We start from the raw sequence: 16,064 nt of genomic DNA, 5'->3' as shown, positions 1-16,064 counted from the left end.
TCTTAACGACCCCCCCCACCAGCTCTTGCCCCGGTTCTTTATCTCGGGTGCTCTCTCCGCCCCCCCGCCCCGCCCCCCCCCCCCCCCCCCCCGGGGGGGGGGGGGCCCCCCCCCCCCCCCCACCTCCATGAGGGTTCGTCGGGAAGTCACATCTCTTCGCAGGGAAGGCCCCAGCTCTCATAGCCGCCGCCGGGCTTGTGGTACCAGAGTTCGGCGCAGATGTTGGTCCCTTGAGGCACCGGCCAGGTATAGGAGAATTCCCTGATGGCGCTGTTGTAGGTGTAGGTGGGGTAGTTGATGTCGCGGCCGCCGCCCCAGACATGGATGTGGTAGGTGCCCAGGGGGCTGCAACGGCCCCCCAGGTGCCTGAGCAGGATGGCGTTGTACGCGGCCCACAGCCCGAGGCAGACGCTGACCCCGGCCGGAGCGCGGGCCACGGCCGCCTGGGTGGCACTGGCGCCGGCCGATGCGGGTGAGATGGTGGTCGCGAGAGCTGTCGCGAGTACGGTCGCTGTCGCCAGGACGCGGGCCGTGGACCGTGTTTTGCCTGCTGTCTTCATCGAATCTCCCTGTGAGTTCGACAGAGCGGTTTGCAGCCAGCCTCACAACGCGCGGTTGCCGTCACCAGGGCTTGCGCCGGTCATTTCCCGGACTTCTCCGACGTGGTCCGGCGGATGGGGAGGAGCACCGCCGACGGGTGCCGCGGGTCGTGGAAGACCTGCTGGTCGGCGGCGCGGAGGGTGGTGGCGGTGGCGCGGGGTTCGCCGGTGCCGGGGTTGCGGTTGTAGCGGGGGAAGGCGCCGCTGGAGATCTGGACGCGGATGCGGTGCCCGCGCTTGAAGCGGTACGCCGTCGGCCACATCCGCACTTCTGCCGTGCGGGTCTCGTCGGCGCCGGTGAGACTGCGCAGGCCGTCGCAGACGTTCGTTGAGCGGCCGTCGGCGTCGACGTCGCACAGCCGGACGAAGACGTCGGCGAAGGGGAGGCTGGAGCGGAAGAAGATCTCGGCGCTGACGTCGCCGATGACCTCGACGTCGTCGTCCAGCGCGGCAGTGGTGTAGGTGAGGACGTCGGGGCGGGCCTCGAGGGCGGTGTTGTCGACGCGGCCGGCCTTCTCGCCGAAGGCCATGCGGACGCCGCCGACGGCGGGGGTGGGGTCGGCCGGGTCGTAGCGGTAGCCGTCAGGGGAGGAGTCGGCGGGTGGCTCGGTGCCGAGGGCGCCGTCCGGCTGAAGGTGGAAGCGCTGGGGCTCGTACCCCGGCGGCGGCCAGGACGGGAAGTCGCGCCACTTGTCCTCGCCCATGACGAACAGGCGTACCGGGGCGCGTTCGGCCGGCTGCTCGCCCCTGGCCAGGGCCAGGCCGAAGTCGAGGGCCTCGGCGGTGTAGGTGTGGCCCACGCCCATGGAGATATGGGCCCAGGGGCCGACGGTGAGACGAGCGTTCCGCAGAGCGCGGTAGTCGCGGAGCTGGCCGGGCAGGAAGATGTCGTACCAGCCGCCGACCGTACTCACCGGCACGGTGATGTCCGCGACCCGGTGGCGGTGGTCGAGGCCCCGCCAGAATGGCGCGTCGGCGTCGTGGACGAGGATGTTCTGGATGTAGTCGTAGTGGCGGCCGAGCACGGCGGTGTCGGCCTGGTTCAAGGGGAGCGTGCGCAGGGCGCGCTGGACCTTCTTGCCGCCCAGCAGCTGGCGCAGCATGCCGAACCTGCGTTCCTGGCCGGCCACCTGTACGCCCCAGACGAACGGGGTCTCCAGGGAGAAGGCGTCCCCGTGCAGGAAGTCCAGGGTGAGGGCCGATTCGGAGACTCCCGGGATCATGGCCTTGACCTGGGGCGGCGCGGCGTCGGCGACCGCCCACTGGGTGAAGCCGCTGTAACTGGCACCGACCAGGATCATCGACTCGCCGAACCAAGGCTGCTCGATCACCCAGTCCAAGGTGTCGAGGCCGTCCTCGCGCTCACAGCGCAGCGGGTCGAAGGGGCCGTCAGAGCCGAAGGTGCCACGGGTGCTCTGGATGAGGACCTGGAAGCCGCGTTCGGCCAGCGGCCGGACCATCGGCGCCGCGGTCGGACCGGATCTGCCGTAGGGGACGCGGATGAGCGCGGTCGGCAGGCCGTCGCCGCCTGTCGCCGGGGCCCAGCGGTCGGCCAGCAGGACCGCTCCGTCGCGCATCGGGACACGCAGGTCGCGCTCGACGGTCAGATCCCTGGTGAGTGGCGGGGGCAGACGCAGCATGCGCTGGACGAAGTGGCTGTTCAGGTTCATCGGGGGCGGCCTCCGGCGGAAGGGGTGAGGTCAGGGAGGCCGCGGGCGCACGCCGTCGAGAGGCGTAGCAGGCGGTCCGTGAGTTCTTCGGGGTCGAGGGGGTCGTCGGCGTCGACCACCCAGTCGTTGACGATCGCGCCGGTGCCGCCGGTGATCATCCTCGCCAGGTCCCGGGCCGTGTCGTCGTCGAGGTCGCCGAACACCTCCCGCAGGCCCGTCGTGGTGATGAGCGAGCCGAACAGCCTGTTCAGGGCCCTGGTCATGGGAAAGGCGCAGGATCCGGTGAGCATCGCGCGGTAGAAGGGCCGGTGCCGGGCGAAGTGCCGGGCCATCGCCAGCACGCGCGTGCGATGTGGCGCGCTGTCGTCGCCCACCTCCGGAATGAGCTCCCGTTCGACCAGGTCGGCCGCGGCCGCCACGAGGAGCGCGTCACGGTCGCCGAACTGCAGATAGACCAGTTGCCGGCTGACGTTCGCGGCATCGGAGAGATCCCCGACGGGAAGGGCCGTGGTGCCGCGCTCGGACACCAGGCGTACCGCGGCGGCCATCAGCGCGGCGCGAGAGCGGAGCACCCGGCGGTCTTGTCTGACTTGCACGCCGCCAACCCTAGACATGTGTTAGAAAATAGACAACTGTTAAATCAGCCGTTTTAAGGGAGCCCAGCGATGTCCGTAGTCGAGCCCGAGGTTCGCACCACCGCCGGAGTCGTGCGCGGCCGTACCGAGGACGGCCTGGCCGTCTTCCGCGGCATTCCGTACGCCGAACCCCCGATCGGCGCGGCCCGCTTCCAGGCGCCGCGACCCGCACGCCGCTGGGACGGAGTACGAGAGGCGGACGAGTTCGGCCCGCCGGTCCCGCAGGACACGGACATGGGTGGCCGTGGCGGCGGGGACTTCTTCACCTTCAAGGGCCCGGGTGACGACTGGCTGACGGTCAACGTCTGGACGCCCGCCCCGGACCCGGCCGCCCGCCGCCCGGTGATGGTGTGGATCCACGGTGGCGCCTACAAGCTCGGCTTCTCCGGCAGCCCCGGCTACGACGCCCGGCACATCGTCCGCGACGGCGACGTGGTGTTCGTGTCGCTGAACTACCGCCTGGGCATCGAAGGCTTCGCCGGCATCGAGGGCGCGCCCGCCAACCGGGGCCTGCTCGACCAGGTGGCCGCCCTGGAGTGGGTGCGGGACAACATCACGGCCTTCGGGGGCGACCCCGGTCAGGTGACCATCCTCGGTGACTCGGCCGGCGCCGGGTCCATCGCCTCGCTGATGGTCATGCCGAGCGCGGCGGGTCTGTTCCGGCGGGCTGTCGGGCAGAGCCTGCCGGGCACGTTCCTGTCCGGCGCACTGGCCCGGGACGTCGGGGCGGCCATCGCCGCCGAGGCCGGCCTGCGTCCGACCGTCGAAGAGCTGTCCGGCGTGGATCCGCGGGAACTCCCGGCGGTCGGCCAGGCGCTGACGGCCAAGATGCGGCAGTACGAGGACCGCTGGGACTCCTTCGCGCACACCCTGTCCCTCTACTCTCCCGTCGTGGACGGCGAGGTGCTGCCGGTCACGCCCTGGGAGGGACTGGCCCGCGGCGCGGGACGGGACGTGAAGCTGATCATCGGCCACAACCGCGACGAGTGGCGGACCTTCCTGCTCCTCGGCAACCTGTTCGGTAAGGTCACCGAGGAGTTGGCGGCGCAGACGTTGCGGCGCTACGGACCGGGCGAGGACGGCGAACGTGCCTACCGCGCGGCGTTCCCGGACGCGTCGGCCGAGGACCTGTTCGAGCTCGTGCAGAGCGACTGGCTGTTCCGCATGCCGACACTGCACCTGGCCGAGGCCCAGGTCGCCGGGGGCGGGCAGGCGTACCTGTACGACCTGACCTGGCAGTCCCCGGGCACGGGCGGACTGCTGCGGGCCTGCCATGGCCTGGACGGCCCGCTGCTGTTCGGCACCTATGACGCCCACCTCGGCCCGGTGGCCATCGGCCCGGAGCACACCGCCGAGGCCCGCGCACTGACGGCCCAGATCCGCCCGGCCTGGACGGCCTTCGCCGGCACGGGCGACCCGGGCTGGCCCGCGTACGACCCCCGGCAGCGCCTGACCCAGGTCTTCGACACGACATCGTCCGTCACCGCCTACCCCGAGGAGACCTCGCGCCGCCTGTGGCAGGACCACACCTTCGAGCCGCTACCCCTGCTGACCGCCTGAGGCCCAAAAGGGCAAGCGGTCACAAGGCGGTGAGACCCGCCAGCATGAGCGTCACCCCGCGCTCGAAGCGCTCGTCGTTGGTGCGGGCGGTCAGGTCGTCGGCCGCCGTGACGAGGCTGGGGAACTCGTCGGCCGGTAGTGCTTTGAGGGTGGCGTTCATGCGAGCCAGCACCTCGCCGGGGTCGGCCCCCTCGGCCTCGGCGGAGTTCATCGGGCTCAGCTCCTGTAGGACGAAGCCGGTCACGTAGCTGTTGAGCAGGAAGGCCACCTGAGCGGCCGCACGCGTGTCCAGCCCGGCCGACAGCAGTGCCGACAGCATCGCCTCCAGGCTGCGCAGCGTGTTGCGGCCGAGAACCCAGCGCCCGGCCAGGATCCGGGCGGCGTCGCGGTGGTCGAGCAGCAGCCTGCGGTATTCGGCCAACGCGCCGAGCAGTCGTTCCCGCCAGGGCAGCGCGGGGTCGGGCCAGCGCGCCTCGCTCAGCAGGTCGTCGGCGACCAGGTCGAGCAGCGCCTCCTTGCTGGTGACGTGCCAGTAGAGCGAGGAGACGTCCACGCCCAGCCGGGCCGCCAGGCGACGCATGCTCAGCCGGTCCACACCTTCCTCGCGTACGAGCTCGCGGGCGGCGGCGACCAGCGCCGCGACGGTCAGATGCGGGCCTGCGGCCGGCCTGCCACGCCGAGGTTTCGCCACACCCTCTCCTTCCGCTTGCTACGATCCTAGCCAAAACCAACACTGTTGGATTACGGAGGGATCATGTTCGACACCCGGTTCGGCCTGCTCATCCCGCAGCGAGGCGCCCTGTTCGGCCTCGGCGGCATCCGCGAACTCCTGGAGCTGGGAGTGACCGCTGAACAGAGCGGCATCCTCAGCTCGGTCTGGGTGGGCGACAGCCTGACCGCCCAGCCGCGCCCCGACGCGCTGTCTCTCCTCGGCGCCCTGAGCGCGATGACCGAGCGGGTCCGGCTCGGCACGTCCTGCATGGCGAGCTTCCCGCTGCGCGACCCCGCCGTCACCGCCTACCAATGGGCCACCCTCGACCACCTCTCCGGCGGCCGGATGATCCTGGGCGCCTGCACGGGGCTCGTCGGCGACGGGGTGAGCGCGAGGGAGGGCGCGCACTTCGGCGTGCCCGATCGAGAACGCGCACCTCGCCTGGAAGAGAACATCGCGCTCTGCCGCGAGCTGTGGAGCGGCGAGCCCATCGACTTCGACGGGCGATTCTGCGGCTACAAGGACCTTCTCATCGCCCCCACCCCGCTGCAGGACCCCTGTCCCATCCTCATCGCGGCCAACCCGTGGGATCCGCGCTTCGCCGAGCGCGCCTTACGGCGGGTGGCGACGCTCGCGGACGGCTGGATGACGGCCGGCAGCTGGCCCGGCCTGTTCGAAGGACTGTGGTCCCGGCTGCGGGAGGAGTTGACCGCCGCCGGCCGCGACCCCGCGACCTTCCCCGTCGTGGCCATGCACAACGTCAACATCGGCGACGACCGGGCCGAATGCCTGGCCGAGACGAGCCGGTTCATCGCCGCCCACGAGGACGAGGACGAGGTCGCCGCGCCGATGATCGAGTCCTGGACCGCCGCGGGCCCGCCGGCGCGATGCGCCGCCGACCTGCGCGCCCTGCTCGACAAAGGCGCCACCCACCTCATCCTCCGCCTCACCTCCTGGGACCAGCGAGGCCAGCTCCGCCGCCTGACAGAGGAGGTACTGCCCACCGTCATGAGCTGAAAGAGCCCACGACGGACCGGGGCACCTGGCTCGTCAGGATCAGCTGGAGACGGGCGCGGCGTGCCCGATGATCTCGCGCGCGATCGTCGCGGGCACGGCGGCCGTCGCCATGTGCGCGACGTCGTCGAGGATCAGCAGGCGTGCCCCCGGTATGCCGGCCACATAGAGCTCTTGGCTGGCGGGAGGGGTGGCGACGTCGGCCGAGCCGCCGATGACCAGGGTCGGCGCGGTCACGTCGGCGAGGTCGTCGCGTACGTCCGCCGCCGCGAGCATCTCGCACGCGCGCGCGTACTGTTCGGCGTCGTTGGCGAGGAGCATGGCGCCGTAGCGCCGGACGACGTCCGGGTTCTGGGACGCGAACTCCGGGGTGAACCAGCGCTTGACGACGGTGTCGCGGATCACGGCGAGCCCGGCGCCGCGTACGGTCGCCGCGCGTTCGATCCAGGAGCCGCGCGGGAGCACCGGCGCGGAGCAGATGATCGTCAAGCTGCGTACCCGGCCGGGGTGCCGGGCGGCCGCCCGTGCGGCGACCATCCCGCCGAGGGAGACGCCGGCCAGGTGCGCCTGGTCGAGCCCGAGCCCGTCGAGCACCTGAACGAGATCATCGACGAGGTCGTCCAGCCGGAAGGGCCCGTCGGCGGCGTCCCCGGCCGATTCCCGGCCGGTGCGGGGTTCGAGACGCACGCCGCGCTCAGCCAACGCGGATCACCTCGACGGCGCCCACCTCGACGTCGATCACGAGCGCGTCCGCCTCGGTGCCGACCTCGCACGAAGACCCGGACAGCGACGTGACCACGGGCCGATCCCCGGCCACCCGATGGGGGATGCGCAGGCGGCCGCGGATCGGTACAGGGTCGATGAGCCGCTCCGGCCGGCCGCCCGAATGGTTGATGAGATGGATGACGAGGGCGTCGCCGGACCGCCCGACCACGATTTCGACGCTGGTCGCGAACTCGGCGGACAAGATCCGCGCGTCGCCGATCCGGTCGGCCACGGTGCCGGCGATGAAGTCCGCGACGCTGCTCAGCCCGCTGACTCGCTGGGTGGTGCCGGCGGTCCACGGCAGTACGGTGACGCGACCGCGACCTCGGGGCACGCTCACCCGGAGCGGGTAGGGCGTGCTGGGTCGACTAGCTACCGCCTCAAGGGATCAGCCAGCCGTTGCCGCTACGAAGGTGAACGAACCGGACGGGACGTTGTACAAGGCGTACGGACCCTCCATCCGCAGGAACGTGGCCCGAGGTGGGCTGACGACGGAACGCGCGTTCTTGGCCGGCACCCAGACCTCGGCGGTGGTGTTCGCCGGGACGTCGGCCGTCAGCTTGAACCATCGCTCGCCTCGGGTCCAGGCGGAGCGGGCGATGCCCTGCGGCGTCTCGTAGCTGCCGTTGACCGAGGTGAGGTCGCCGACCGGCTTGGGCTGGATGACCAGGCGCCGGTAGGCGATGGAGCCGCCGGCCTCGCGGATGCCGGCCAGGCCGGTGTGGAACCACTCCTCGATCTGCGCGAGGATCATGTGGTTCTTCGAGGCCCCGCGATTCCAGTTCTCGCCGATCGTCGTCATGCCGTCCGGGTTGGCGGTGGTGGGCTGCATGAAGAAGCCGTAGCTGGGCTGGTCGTCGCCCTGCAACAGCTCCCACAGGACGTCGTCGCGGCCGCCGCCGGCCAGCGCGCGGACAGTGGGGGCCATGCCGATGGTGCCGCCGCTGAAGTGCGGGCCGTCGCCGTTGGGGTCGAAGGCGCGTACGAGCTCGACCAGCGCGTCGAGGACCGCCGGGCGTTCACCGTCGGGGACGAGCCCGGCGTCGAGGGCGAGCGCCTGTGCCGTCTGGGTGGCGCCGGTGGCCCCGGCGTCGCCCGCGCTGGTGTAGCGGCGTAGCTCGTGGTTGTAGAAGTGGGCGTTGAAGGCGTTCTTGATGTCACCGGCGAGCGCCTGGTAGCGGGCGGCGTCGTCGGTGTGACCCGTCAGCCCGGCCATCGTGGCCAGTTTCGTGATCATGACGTAGTAGCCCCAGGTGCCGGTGATCCGGCCCGAGGTCTGGTCGGCCGCGACCCAGTCGGCGAGGGCGGCGTCGACGATGTGCGCGTCCTCGCCCGTTCCCGCCTTCTCGCGCTGGATGTAGCCGGCGAAGGCCACCATCCGGTCGTAGTAACGGGCCATCGTCGAGGTGTCGCCGTACAGCTCGTACAGCAGCGCCGGGACCAGGATGATGGCGTCGCCCCAGTTGATCTCGTCGCCGAAACGTCCGCTGTAGCCCCAGTCGTAGACCGGGGTCTTCAACGCCACGTTGCCGCGCATCGGGGTGTCGGCGATCGACTGTCCCTCGACGAGGTGCCGGATCGTGGTCCGCAGGTAGGCGGCGAGCTGGTAGTTGCGATGGATGGCGCCCATCGGCATCGTGTAGTCGGCCGGGTAGGACAGCTTCTCGCGTCCGGGACAGTCGGTGAACACCGACATCATGTTGGAGGCGAAGGAGTATCTGGCCATCCGGTGAACGCGGTTGACGCGCGCGCTGGAGGTGGTGACCTCACCCGCCACCGGCGTCGCGGCCTGCAGGCGGATGCCCTTGACCAGGTCCTTGGCCGGGGTGTAGCCCTCCGGCAGGCCGGTGACCTGGATCCATTGCATGCCGAAGTAGTTGAAGTCGGGGTGCCAGGTCTCCCCGCCACGGAGTCCGGCCGTGGTGTAGGTGTTGAACAGGTCGCGGCCCCGCGAGCCGCCTCCGCCCATGATCGAGGACTGGTCGACGGTTCCGTCAGGGGCGAGCGACTCGGCGGGGGACATCCGGATGGTGACTCCGCCGGGCACGGTGCCCTTGAGGTTCAGCTGCGGCCAGCCGGTGATGTTCTGGCCGAGGTCGAACACCCAGGTGCCCGGGGCCGGGTTCGTCATCGAGACCGGCGTGAACGTCTCGACCGCCTTGACCGGCTCCGCCGCGCGGGCGACGAGCTGGGTGGCGAGGTTCGGGGGCGGCGCGATCCCCGCGTTCACCCACGAGGTGGCCGAGCCGTCGCGGCGCTTGGCGGTGGCCGACAGGTCCGAGCCCGGCAGGTCCCAGCCGACCTGCTCGCGCCGTGCGTCATAGTCCGAACCGGAATACCAGGCGTCGGTGACGAGGGCGCCGAGTGCGGTGCGCCAGCCGCGGTCGGAGACGACGACGTCCGTGGACCCGTCGCGGTAGGCGATCTCCAGCCGCGCGATCATGCGTGGAGTGACGGCGGCGCCGGCGCTCGCGTCGCCGGCGGCGATGTTGTTGCCCGAGCCGGTCACCGTCGCACCGGAGGCGTGCGCCTTGGACAGCCCAGGCGTGAAGGTGATCCCCGTCCCGTCGGCGCCGGCCGAACCGATCGCGGTGATCGTACGGGATTCGAGGTGGTCGCCGCCGTCGCCGGTGTCGATGTTGATGGTGCCGCCGACGTGGTAGTTGGCGACGTCGGTCAGTTTCACCGTCGTGGCGCCGGCCCCGGCGTCGGCGGCCAGAGCGCCGGCGCCTTTCAGCTGGCTCTGCCACCACGAGTACGGGGCCGTGCGGCCGACGGCCGCATTGGTGACACTGCGCCGCACATAGGCGGGGCCGTTGCCGAGCCGGACGCCGAGGGTGTTGGCTCCGGCACGCAGGTGATCGGTGATGTCATAGGCGCGGTACTCGCTGGAGAGCTGGTAGTTCGCGTACCCGGGGGCGAGCACCTCGTCGCTGAGCCGGTGATCGTTCAAGGTCGGCAGCTGCAGGCCCACGCCGGACAGGTAAAGACGGGCGCCGGCCACCTGCTTCCCGCGGTCGACGCCGAACTGGCGGGCGAAGATCGGCATGGGCTGGGTTTCCGTCCGGCCGGGGTACTCGATCCAGCGCGCCGCGCCCCAGTCGCTCTGCCGCAGCAGACCCATCTCCCAGGAGGCGGGCTTGCTCCAGTCCGACGGCGTCTTGTCGGCGTCCCAGACGCGGACGCGCCAGACGACCCGCTGCCGCGAACCCAACGGCCGGCCGGCGTAGCGGACGCCGGTCTGGACAGCGGAGTCCACCTTGCCGGAGTCCCAGATCAGCCGGCCATGCTGGAGGTTCGCGTCGCTGGTCGCGGCCTGGATCCGGTAGCCGGTCTGCGCGTCACCCGGACACGCGGCTCGTGCGGGCGGCCGGTAGCAGGGGTGCGTGGCGGCCTGCCGGGTCTCCTTCATCCGCCACCCCACCGACGGGGTGGGGTCGTCGAGGCCGAGAGGCTGGTCGTATCTGCCGTCCACATTCAGGTCGACCACCTGGACGAGAGGTGCTGCGCTCGCCGGAGTTCCCAGAGGCGGCGAGAGCGCGAGGGCGAATCCCAGGCTCGCGAGCGTACGTATCCGGCGACGTAATCGGGACACAGGTCACTCCCTTCATCTTGGTCATCCCTTGATGGCGCCGGCGGTCATCCCAGCGACGATCTTGCGATTGAAGAAGACGAACAGCAGCAGCGGCGGGATCGTGATCAGGACGATGTCCATGAACAGCAGGTTCCACTGGGTGTTGTACTGGCTCTGGAAGTTGTAGAGGGTGACCTGCACGGTGGCGTTGTCGTCGCCGGGCAGGAAGTACAGCGGGTTGACGAAGTCGTTGAAGATGGCCACCGAACTGGTGAGGATCACGGTGATGGTGACCGGCCGCAGCAACGGGAAGATCACGCGGAAGAACAGCGCGGTCCCGGTGCAGCCGTCGATCATGGCGGCCTCGTCCAGCTCGCGCGGGATGGCCGCGATGAACGCGCGAAACAGCAGCACCGCGTACGACAGCCCGAACGCCACCTCGACCAGGATCAGCCCCGGCATGGTCTTGAACAGGCCGAACGCCTGCAGCAGCCAGATCGTCGGCACGATCGCGGGCGGGATGATCAGCCCGGACAGCACCAGGAAGTTGGCCAGCGAGCCGACCTTCCCGGGCCGCCGTTGCAGCACGAAGGCGGCCATGGCGGCGAAGACCACGATCAGCGCGACCGACACCACGGTGAGGATCGTGCTGTTGATGTAGGCGCGCAGCAGCACGTAGTCGCGGGCCTCGATCACTTCGGTGAAGTTCTCCACCAACCGCCAGTTCGCCGGCCAGGCGAAGTCCAGGTCCAGCGCCTGCGTGGGGTCCTTGACGGCGGTCAGCAGCATGAGGGCGAACGGGACGAGGAAGAACACGGTGGCCAGGACCAGCGCGATCGCCTCGGCGCCGAACCTTCTCAGCGCCCTCATACGGCGACCTGCCTTTTGCCCAGGAACCAGGTGAGCGGGACGATGATGGCGGAGACGACCAGGAACAGCAGCACGTTGCCGGCCGTGGCCAGGCCCACGCCCTTCCACACGTCGACCAGGGCCACCGACAGCAGCGCGGTGGTGGCGTCGCCGAGCCAGTCTCCGCCGTCGATCCCGGCCGGGGCCAGGACCCGGTTGACCAGGCCGGTGTCGGGCTTGAGCAGCACGCTGAAGGTGATGCCGACCGCGACCGTGGAGACCAGGACGGGGAAGAACACCACCGAGCGCAGGAAGCCGCGCAGCCGCAGCTTCGAGGTGAGCAGAACGCCCAGCAGCAGCCCGAGCACGACCTTCAGGCCGCTGGTCACGACGGCGTAGAAGATCGTGTTCTGGAAGCCGATGCGCAGGTTCTGCTCGGCCAGGAAGTCACGGAAGTTCTGCAGGCCGACGAAGGTGCTGTCGAACAGCGTCCAGCGGGTCAGCGCGAAATAGCAGGCCATCACCGTCGGCACGCCGAAGATCACCAGGTAGACGACGGTGGCCGGCAGGTACAGCGCGTACGGATAGGCCGCGTGCTTCCTGCGGCGGTCGGCCCGGGCGGGCCGGCCGTCGGGGGCAGGGCCGGGCCCCGAGCGGGGCCCGGCCTGCTGCTTGGTCACCACCCTTGCAGCCCCAACTGTTTGGCCTGCTTCTCCACGTCCTTGTCGTACTGGGCGGCGCCCTCGGCCGGAGCCGTCAGACCGGAACCGACCGCGACGGTGATCTGCTCCAGGGACGGGCCCTTGATCGGCGAGACGAACTCCAGCGCGGGCGAGGTGGCGCCCTTGTCGATGTAGGCCTGCACGTCCTTGGCCGCCTGGATCGCGTTGTCAGGCAGCTTGGCGCCCTTCACCCGGTACGGCCCCGTCGGTTGCACGGCCTTGGTGACCGCGTCCGCGCCGGCGGGCGAGGCGACGAAGGCGAGGAACTTCTTGGCCGCGTCCAGCTTCTTGGTGGTCTTGGGGATGTAGATGGCGGGCGGCTCCCAGACGGTGGCGCCGTTCTTGGCCGCGTCCGTGCCCGGAATGCCGAAGAAGCCGACATCGGTGGCGGCCTGCGGGCTGGTCTTCAGCACCGGAGGCAGGATCGCGGTGAGCATCGGATAGTGCGCGCCCTTGCCGTCGGCCAGCAGCTTCAGCCCCTGGTCCAAGGTGGCCGAGCCGAAGCCCTTGTTCTGGTAGCCCTTGGCGTGCACGTCGGCCAGGTGCTGGAAGCTCGCGAGCGCCGCCGGAGTGGAGGCGAACTTGGCCTTGCCCGCGGTGTAGTCGGGGGCGAAGCTCGGCATCGAGGCCTGGACGTTGTAGAAGTCGCCCAGCACGAACAGCTGCGAGGTCCAGGAGTCCTTGAAGGTGGAGATCACCGGTGTGATCCCGGCCGCCTGGATCTTGTCGTTGTTGGCCATGAACTCGGCCCAGGTCTTCGGCACCTGGAGGCCGAGCTTTTCGTAGACCTTGCGGTTGTACAGGATGCCGCCGCCGGAGGCCGCGCTGGCCGGCACGCCGTACGCGTGGTCGCCCTGGGTCACCACCGGCAGGTAGTCGGGCTGGACGTTGGCCAGCACCGGGTCGCCGGTGAGGTCGACCAGCGTCTGGGCCGGGTTGAGCGCCTGGAGCAGAGACCCGGAGTTGTACCAGAACACGTCCGTCATCTCGCCGGTCGAGAGCCGGGTCTTGACGATGTTGTCGCCCTCGCTGCCTCCGGGCTGCGTCTCGATGTCGATTTTGATCTTGGGGTTGGCCTGCATGAAGGCGTTGGCGAGTGTCTTGGTCGTGTCCACGGTCGACTGGTCGCTACCCGTCATGAACGACAGCGTGACCGTGCCGTCGGCGGCCTGCTCGGAGCCCGAGCCGCATGAGGTCAGGGCCGCCATCGCGAGAACGGCCATCGCCGCTCCCAGGTGAGAGGTCTTCACAACGCCCCTCCGGGCTAGTTGAAACGTTTTAACAGCCCCCGATGCGAGTTAACGTAGGCGTTACCTGGGACAGCGTCAAGAGCGTATTTGAGTAACGCTTCCCACTTGTTACCACCTGACTTGCTGTGTTTCGTCTGATCAAATGGGTAACGTTACCCGTGCAGACAGAGCTCGTAGAATGGGATCTCGCTCGTGAAGGGAGTCCCATTGGCCGCGCGCAATCGACGGCGACGGGTGACGATCGCCGATGTGGCCGGCCACGCCCAGGTCTCCGTCACAGCGGTGTCCAAGGTGATCCGCAACGCCTACGGCGTCAGCCCGGCCATGAAGGACCGGGTCAAGGCGTCCATCGAGGAGCTGGGCTACCGGCCGCAGGCCGCCGCCCGGGGCATGCGCGGGCGCACCTTCACCGTCGGCCTGATGCTGCCGCACATCAGGAACCCGTTCTTCGCCGACATCCTGGACGGCCTCATGGAGCAGCTCGCCGACACCGGCTACCAGGCGATCATGATCCAGGGCGGCGTCACCCGCAAGGTCGAGAAGCAGGCGGTCGACGCCCTGGTGGACCGGCAGGTCGACGGCATCATCATGGTCGCCCCGCTCGCCGGCCGGGCGCGGCTGGAGGAGGTGGCGCAGGAGGTGCCCACCGTGGTGCTCGCCCGCCACGAGCGGTCGGCGCTCTACGACTCGGTGTTCGACGAGGACGACGTCGGCGCGGAGCTCGTCGTACGCCATTTGATCGAACTCGGGCACCGCCGCATCGCGCACATCACCCACCAGGACAACAGCAACGCGCGCCCCTCTGACCTGCTGCACGTCATCCGGGCCGAGGCATACGAACGCGTCATGCGCGAACACGGGCTCGACGACGAGATCGCCATAGCGAAGACCTACTACCACGAGCAGGGCGGCTACGACGGCGCCCGCCAGCTGCTGAGCCGTTCCCCGCGCCCGACGGCGATCTTCGCGGGCGCCGACCAGGCGGCCTTCGGCGCGCTCGCCGCGGTCCACGAGGCCGGACTGTCCGTCCCGCAGGACCTTTCGGTCGTGGGTTACGACAACACCCAGCTGGCCGCCCTGCCCAACATCGCGCTGACCAGCGTCAACCAGGACGGAGCCGTCATGGGCGGCACGGCCGGCCGGCTCCTGCTCGAACGCATCCAGGGCCGCACCTCAGCGGTCCGCTTCTCCGTCACCCCCAGCCTGGTCATCCGCGGCTCGACCGCCCCACCTGGTGGCTGAGACGTTCCGTGTCCCATGCGCGATGGGATGGCCCTCCGGGGCGGACGTCTTCGCGACGGTTGCCCGCCGGATCACCGGCACGACGCGCGAAGCTCGTCGAACTGCCGGTGGTAGACCCCTCGTCCTGGCGCAGCAAGTTCGACCGGTTGACGGACCCGGCGAAGGCCGCGACGATCGGTCGGCGATCGCACTGGAAAGGTGCGGTGCTGGACCGGCTGCCGGAGCGGCCCTTGTTGGACATCCTCGCCCGCACCGCGCACCTGACCGGCTGGCACCACCGCTTCGGACCGGCCTCCGGCTCCGATCCGAAGATCAAGCCCGAGGAGCGGACGTGGGCTCTTTGCGCAGACGGATGGCCGACATGACCTGTGGCGAGGACGGACCGAGCCTGGCCCAGCCGGCAACCAGACCGCGGCAACCGAGCGGTGACCGGGTCCGGGTGACACCCCGACGCTGCCCGGCAGAATCGACTGGAAAATTGTCGACCGGAGTTGTCGTATCTGGGCCCCGTTGTTCGTAGCTAGGGTGAGCGGTCGCCCACGAGGGCGCTGTCACGACCAGCTGTCACGACTAAGGGAGATGCCGACCGATGCAGCAGCACTCACAGACCAAGATCCACCGCATGTTCGAGCTCGTCGAGCCGATCGCCACGGTCACCTTCTCCGAGGTGGCGAACGAGGCGTTCCTGGCCCTCGGCATGCGCAACTACTGGGACGGATACTTCGCGGGCCGGGCCGCACCGCTGGGACTGGCACCGGCCGAGGTGGTGCACGCGGTCTTCTACAACTTCGCCGACGGCGAGGTGGCACGCCACATCCCCTGGGTGTGGGGAAAGACCACCCCGCAGGAGGCGATCACCGTGCGCGAACAGGGCAGCACCGCCGCCCTGCGGCAAATGATCGGGGAGCTCGCCGACTCGCCCGGTCTGGTGCGGGCCGCCGACCTCGCCATCCGAGCAGCGGTCAGCGCGCCGACCGAGGGCCGACCACTGTACGCCGGGCTGCGGGCGCTCGACGTGCCAGAGGAGCCGGTGGCCAGGCTCTGGCACGCGGCGACGCTGCTGCGGGAGCACCGCGGGGACGGCCATAACGCCGCCCTTCTCGCCCACGGCATCGGTGGCACCGAGGCCCACGTCCTCATGGCTGTTTCCCTCGGAATGAGGGCGGAGGAGTTCGGCCGGATCCACCACCTGCCCAAGCCACAGCTGGCCGCCGTGGTCGACGGGCTGCGCGGCCGCGGCCTCGTGGACGCCGCCGGCGGGTTCACCGACGCCGGCCGGGAGACCAAGGAGCGGATCGAGGCGCTCACCGACGAGCTGGCCGCGCCGGCGTACGACGTGCTCAGTGCGGACGAGCTCGACGAGCTGGCCGCGGGGCTCGAGCCGATCGCCGCCGCGGTATGGGCCGTCGACAACTGAGGCATGGCTTGAGGGCATCGCGCCCTCGAAGATCGCTCCTGAACGTCCGGATCGG

Annotated in this window: 15 protein-coding genes; 5 read left to right on the top strand and 10 right to left on the bottom strand. The window is 70.1% G+C overall.

Annotated elements, in window-relative coordinates; genetic code table 11:
- Nucleotides 1–146 precede the first annotated feature (146 nt).
- The 3 genes from AB0C30_RS47295 to AB0C30_RS47285 all read right to left on the bottom strand — a co-directional run bounded on the left by AB0C30_RS47295 (nt 147) and on the right by AB0C30_RS47285 (nt 2,865).
- Nucleotides 147–560, bottom strand: coding sequence for a hypothetical protein (locus AB0C30_RS47295; protein ID WP_357956699.1), 414 nt, complete (start codon nt 558–560; stop codon nt 147–149).
- An 80-nt stretch (nt 561–640) separates the two neighbouring features.
- Nucleotides 641–2,269 (bottom strand): CocE/NonD family hydrolase, encoded by a 1,629-nt coding sequence (locus AB0C30_RS47290; protein WP_357956697.1) that lies wholly within the window; start codon nt 2,267–2,269, stop codon nt 641–643.
- Nucleotides 2,266–2,865, bottom strand: coding sequence for a helix-turn-helix domain-containing protein (locus tag AB0C30_RS47285; RefSeq protein ID WP_357956693.1), 600 nt, complete (start codon nt 2,863–2,865; stop codon nt 2,266–2,268). Before AB0C30_RS47285 ends, AB0C30_RS47290 begins: the two co-directional genes overlap by 4 nt.
- 69 nt (nt 2,866–2,934) lie before the next feature.
- On the opposite strand from AB0C30_RS47285, the gene AB0C30_RS47280 reads away from it, so the two are divergent.
- On the top strand, nt 2,935–4,464 hold the full coding sequence (locus AB0C30_RS47280) for a carboxylesterase family protein (RefSeq protein ID WP_357956691.1): 1,530 nt from the start codon (nt 2,935–2,937) through the stop codon (nt 4,462–4,464).
- Between the two features lie 19 nt (nt 4,465–4,483).
- Here the strand turns inward: AB0C30_RS47280 and AB0C30_RS47275 are convergent, their stop codons facing one another.
- The gene (locus AB0C30_RS47275; RefSeq protein WP_357956689.1) at nt 4,484–5,155 is read right to left on the bottom strand and encodes a TetR/AcrR family transcriptional regulator; all 672 of its coding nucleotides are present in this window, start codon (nt 5,153–5,155) and stop codon (nt 4,484–4,486) included.
- A 63-nt stretch (nt 5,156–5,218) separates the two neighbouring features.
- Between AB0C30_RS47275 and AB0C30_RS47270 the strand changes: the two genes are divergently transcribed.
- Nucleotides 5,219–6,193, top strand: coding sequence for an LLM class flavin-dependent oxidoreductase (locus AB0C30_RS47270; protein WP_357956687.1), 975 nt, complete (start codon nt 5,219–5,221; stop codon nt 6,191–6,193).
- 39 nt (nt 6,194–6,232) lie between these two features.
- Here AB0C30_RS47270 and AB0C30_RS47265 read toward each other — a convergent pair whose 3' ends face one another.
- Genes AB0C30_RS47265 through AB0C30_RS47240 form a run of 6 tightly spaced genes read right to left on the bottom strand, consistent with a single transcriptional unit; the run spans nt 6,233 to nt 13,323 of the window.
- Nucleotides 6,233–6,892 carry an alpha/beta fold hydrolase gene (locus tag AB0C30_RS47265; protein ID WP_357956685.1) on the bottom strand — a complete coding sequence of 220 codons (660 nt, stop codon included), beginning with the start codon at nt 6,890–6,892 and terminating at the stop codon, nt 6,233–6,235.
- Nucleotides 6,885–7,295, bottom strand: coding sequence for a hypothetical protein (locus tag AB0C30_RS47260; protein WP_357956683.1), 411 nt, complete (start codon nt 7,293–7,295; stop codon nt 6,885–6,887). Before AB0C30_RS47260 ends, AB0C30_RS47265 begins: the two co-directional genes overlap by 8 nt.
- A gap of 48 nt (nt 7,296–7,343) precedes the next feature.
- Nucleotides 7,344–10,550, bottom strand: coding sequence for a family 78 glycoside hydrolase catalytic domain (locus AB0C30_RS47255; RefSeq protein ID WP_357956681.1), 3,207 nt, complete (start codon nt 10,548–10,550; stop codon nt 7,344–7,346).
- Between the two features lie 21 nt (nt 10,551–10,571).
- The gene (locus tag AB0C30_RS47250; protein ID WP_357956679.1) at nt 10,572–11,399 is read right to left on the bottom strand and encodes a carbohydrate ABC transporter permease; all 828 of its coding nucleotides are present in this window, start codon (nt 11,397–11,399) and stop codon (nt 10,572–10,574) included.
- Nucleotides 11,396–12,058, bottom strand: coding sequence for a sugar ABC transporter permease (locus tag AB0C30_RS47245; protein WP_357956677.1), 663 nt, complete (start codon nt 12,056–12,058; stop codon nt 11,396–11,398). Before AB0C30_RS47245 ends, AB0C30_RS47250 begins: the two co-directional genes overlap by 4 nt.
- The gene (locus AB0C30_RS47240) at nt 12,055–13,323 is read right to left on the bottom strand and encodes an ABC transporter substrate-binding protein (protein WP_357956674.1); all 1,269 of its coding nucleotides are present in this window, start codon (nt 13,321–13,323) and stop codon (nt 12,055–12,057) included. The genes AB0C30_RS47245 and AB0C30_RS47240 overlap by 4 nt, the downstream gene beginning before the upstream one ends.
- A gap of 234 nt (nt 13,324–13,557) precedes the next feature.
- Between AB0C30_RS47240 and AB0C30_RS47235 the strand changes: the two genes are divergently transcribed.
- The 3 genes from AB0C30_RS47235 to AB0C30_RS47225 all read left to right on the top strand — a co-directional run bounded on the left by AB0C30_RS47235 (nt 13,558) and on the right by AB0C30_RS47225 (nt 16,009).
- Complete coding sequence (locus AB0C30_RS47235; protein WP_357956672.1) at nt 13,558–14,592, top strand: LacI family DNA-binding transcriptional regulator; 1,035 nt, start codon at nt 13,558–13,560, stop codon at nt 14,590–14,592.
- A gap of 59 nt (nt 14,593–14,651) precedes the next feature.
- Entirely contained in the window at nt 14,652–14,957 is a 306-nt protein-coding gene (locus AB0C30_RS47230) for a hypothetical protein (protein WP_357956670.1), read from the top strand.
- 224 nt (nt 14,958–15,181) lie between these two features.
- Entirely contained in the window at nt 15,182–16,009 is an 828-nt protein-coding gene (locus tag AB0C30_RS47225; protein ID WP_357956668.1) for a hypothetical protein, read from the top strand.
- Nucleotides 16,010–16,064: the final 55 nt, after the last annotated feature.

Origin of the sequence: Nonomuraea sp. NPDC048901, from assembly GCF_040649695.1 — a bacterium.
GTDB lineage: Bacteria > Actinomycetota > Actinomycetes > Streptosporangiales > Streptosporangiaceae > Nonomuraea.
This window is presented reverse-complemented; position numbering and strand designations above follow the sequence as displayed.